Below are 3,154 nucleotides of genomic sequence, written 5' to 3'. Positions count from 1 at the left end.
CGGTCAAGCAGAAATACGGAAACCAGATTTCCTGGGCCGATCTTATGATCCTGGCGGGCAACTGCGCAATTGAATCCATGGGCGGCAAGACCTTTGGGTTTGGTGGGGGTCGTGCCGACATATGGGCCCCAGAAGAAGACATATATTGGGGTATTGAAGACACCTGGCTGGGCGACGAACGCTACTCTGGTGAACGCGATCTGGAAAACCCATTGGCTGCGGTGCAGATGGGTCTGATCTATGTGAATCCCGAAGGCCCCAACGGCGACCCCAAGGTTCTGGCATCAGGTCAGGACATCCGCGACACCTTTGGCCGCATGGGCATGAACGACGAGGACACTGTGGCGTTGGTCGCCGGGGGGCACACCTTTGGCAAGGCACATGGCGCGGGAGATCCGTCCCATGTCGGACCCGAACCCGAAGCAGCCCCAATCGAGGCCATGGGCTTTGGCTGGCTCAGCACCCATGCCAGCGGCAAGGGCGGTGACACCATCACCAGCGGCATCGAAGGTGCCTGGACGGCAAACCCGATCAAATGGGACAATGGCTATTTCGATCTGCTGTTCGGCTATGACTGGGACCTCGCCAAAAGCCCCGCCGGGGCCTGGATCTGGGAACCCGTGGGCGTTACCGAAGAGGACATGGCCCCGGCAGCCCATGACCCCAGCAAAAAGGTCAAGACCATGATGACCACCGCCGATATGTCGCTGCGGATGGACCCGGAGTACGAGAAGATCTCGCGCGAATTCCATGCCAGCCCGGAGAAATTCGCTGACGCCTTTGCCCGCGCCTGGTTCAAGCTGTGCCACCGCGACATGGGGCCGAAATCGCGCTATCTGGGCAGCGACGTACCGTCGGAAGATCTGATCTGGCAGGATCCGGTACCCGAGGTGGATCATGCGCTGGTGGACGAGCAGGATACCTCGCAGCTGAAGGCCAATATCCTGGCAACTGGGCTGTCGGTCTCTGAGCTGGTCGCCACCGCCTGGGCCTCGGCCTCGACCTTCCGCGGTTCGGACAAGCGCGGCGGTGCCAATGGCGGCCGTATCCGGCTTGCGCCGCAAAAGGACTGGGAGGTGAACCAGCCGGACCAGCTCGCCAAGGTGCTGAACGCGCTGGAGCAGATCCAGAGCGAATTCAATGCCAGCGCCTCTGGCAGCAAGAAGGTCTCGTTGGCTGATCTGATTGTTCTGGCAGGAGGCGCCGGCGTCGAAGAGGCTGCAAAGGCTGCAGGCCACCCGGTGGACGTGCCTTTCACCCCTGGCCGCACCGATGCCAGCCAGGAGCAGACCGATGTCGAAGGCTTTGCCGTGCTGGAGCCGGAGGCCGATGGCTTCCGCAACTACCAGAAGGCCGCCTACAGTGTGCCGGCAGAGAAGATGCTGGTGGACCGGGCGCAGCTTTTGACCCTTGGCGCGCCGGAAATGACCGCCCTGATCGGCGGTCTGCGGGTGCTGGGCGCCAATCAGGGCGGCTCCAAGCACGGGGTGTTCACCGACCGGGCTGGGGTGCTGAGCACCGACTTCTTCACCACTATCACCGATATGGGTGTGGAGTGGACCCCGGCAGAGGACGGAACGTATGAAGGCCGGGACCGGGCCAGCGGTGCAGTCAAGTGGACCGGCACGCGGGCGGATCTGGTGTTCGGCTCCAACTCGCAGCTGCGGGCATTGTCCGAGGTTTATGCGCAGGCAGACGGCGAGGCGGCGTTTGTGCGGGACTTCGTGGCGGCCTGGGTCAAAGTGATGAACGCAGACCGGTTTGACCTGGCGGCGTAAGCAAATTTAAAAGGCTAACAAGGCGCTCCGGAAAACCGGGGCGCCTTTTCTGTTGTTGGTTTCGAGATAGAAAGCGGAGGGCAGCGCCTGGCCTGTCGGCCAGGCGGGGCATCTATTCGACCGCTGCCGCCCCCTGGCCGAATTCGATCACCCTGGTCTCTGCGGTGTAGTCCGATTCAATGATCAGAATGGCCAGCAGCCCGATCATCGCCAAGGGCGGCAGCAAAACCGCATAGATCAGCGCCAGCCGTTCCCAGGCCATATGCATGAACACCGCGATGATCAGCCCCGCCTTCAGCGTCATGAAGATCAGGATCAGGCTCCAGCGCAGCAGCCCCTGCAACTGGGCGTAATCGACCCAGTAGGAGGCCGCGCTGAGCACGAACAACAGTATCCAGACCGCGAAATAGAGTTTGATCGGATGCTGCTGCCCCTCTTCATGGACACCTTGCTCTGTGTCCATTGCGTGTGGTGAATGTGCCATATCTGTCCCCTACCACAGATAGAAGAATGCAAAGATGAAGACCCAGACCAGGTCGACAAAGTGCCAGTAAAGCCCCATGATTTCGACCGCCTCGTAGTCGCCGTTGCCCGCCGACATCCAGCTGCGCTGATCGCGGTCGAAGTCACCGCGCCAGACCTTGAGAGCCACGAGGACAAGGAAAATCACCCCGATGGTGACATGAGTGCCGTGAAAGCCGGTGATCATAAAGAAACTGGCGCCGAACTGCTCTGCGCCCCAGGGGTTGCCCCAGGGGCGCACGCCCTCGGAGATCAGCTTGGACCATTCAAACGCCTGCATGCCGACAAACATCGCGCCCAGCGCGGCGGTTGCCAGCATCAGCACGGCGGTGGCCTTGCGCGCCTTGCGGTAGGCGCAATTCACCGCCATCGCCATGGTGCCGGAAGATGAGATCAGCACAAAGGTCATGATGGCGATCAGGATCAGCGGCAGATTTGCACCGCCGATATGCAGGGCAAAAACCTCGCTGGCGTTGGGCCAGTCCACGGTGGTGGAGTTGCGGGCGTTCAGATAGGCGACCAGAAAGCAGGCAAAGACGAAGGTATCGCTCAGCAGCAGGATCCACATCATCGCCTTGCCCCAGGAGACCTTCTTGAAGGCGCGCTGGTCCGACCCCCAATCGGCGGCAAAGCCGCTATGTCCCTGCTGCTGCAGCGTCTGGTCCTGGCCTTGCAATGGGTGTTCCATCGGTCTCCCTCCTCAACTCACAGCCGCGCGGCAAAGCGCCAGAAACGCATTGCCCCAGCCCTGCAGCAGCGCAAACAGCATCAGCCAGAAGGCCAGCAGCGCGTGCCAATAGAGCGCGCAAAGCCGCACACCCGGCAGCAGCGTCTTGACGTCCCCTGATCCGGTT

General features: G+C 61.6%; 3 protein-coding genes. 1 reads left to right on the top strand and 2 read right to left on the bottom strand.

What is annotated here, in order from left to right; all coding sequences use genetic code 11:
- Nucleotides 1-1,778 (top strand): catalase/peroxidase HPI (gene katG, locus A2I95_RS28745; RefSeq protein WP_291735392.1); only part of this gene is annotated, 1,778 nt, incomplete at its 5' end.
- 112 nt (nt 1,779-1,890) lie between these two features.
- Here katG and A2I95_RS28740 read toward each other — a convergent pair.
- On the bottom strand, nt 1,891-2,262 hold the full coding sequence (locus tag A2I95_RS28740) for a cytochrome C oxidase subunit IV family protein (protein WP_027258068.1): 372 nt from the start codon (nt 2,260-2,262) through the stop codon (nt 1,891-1,893).
- 9 nt (nt 2,263-2,271) lie between these two features.
- Nucleotides 2,272-2,988: a heme-copper oxidase subunit III family protein gene (locus A2I95_RS28735; protein ID WP_027258067.1), complete on the bottom strand. Its 717-nt coding sequence runs from the start codon at nt 2,986-2,988 to the stop codon at nt 2,272-2,274.
- Nucleotides 2,989-3,154 lie beyond the last annotated feature (166 nt).

The sequence above is a fragment of the Leisingera sp. F5 genome, assembly GCF_001593695.1.
Note: the sequence above shows the minus strand (reverse complement) of the source record. Positions and strands in the feature narration are given on the sequence as shown.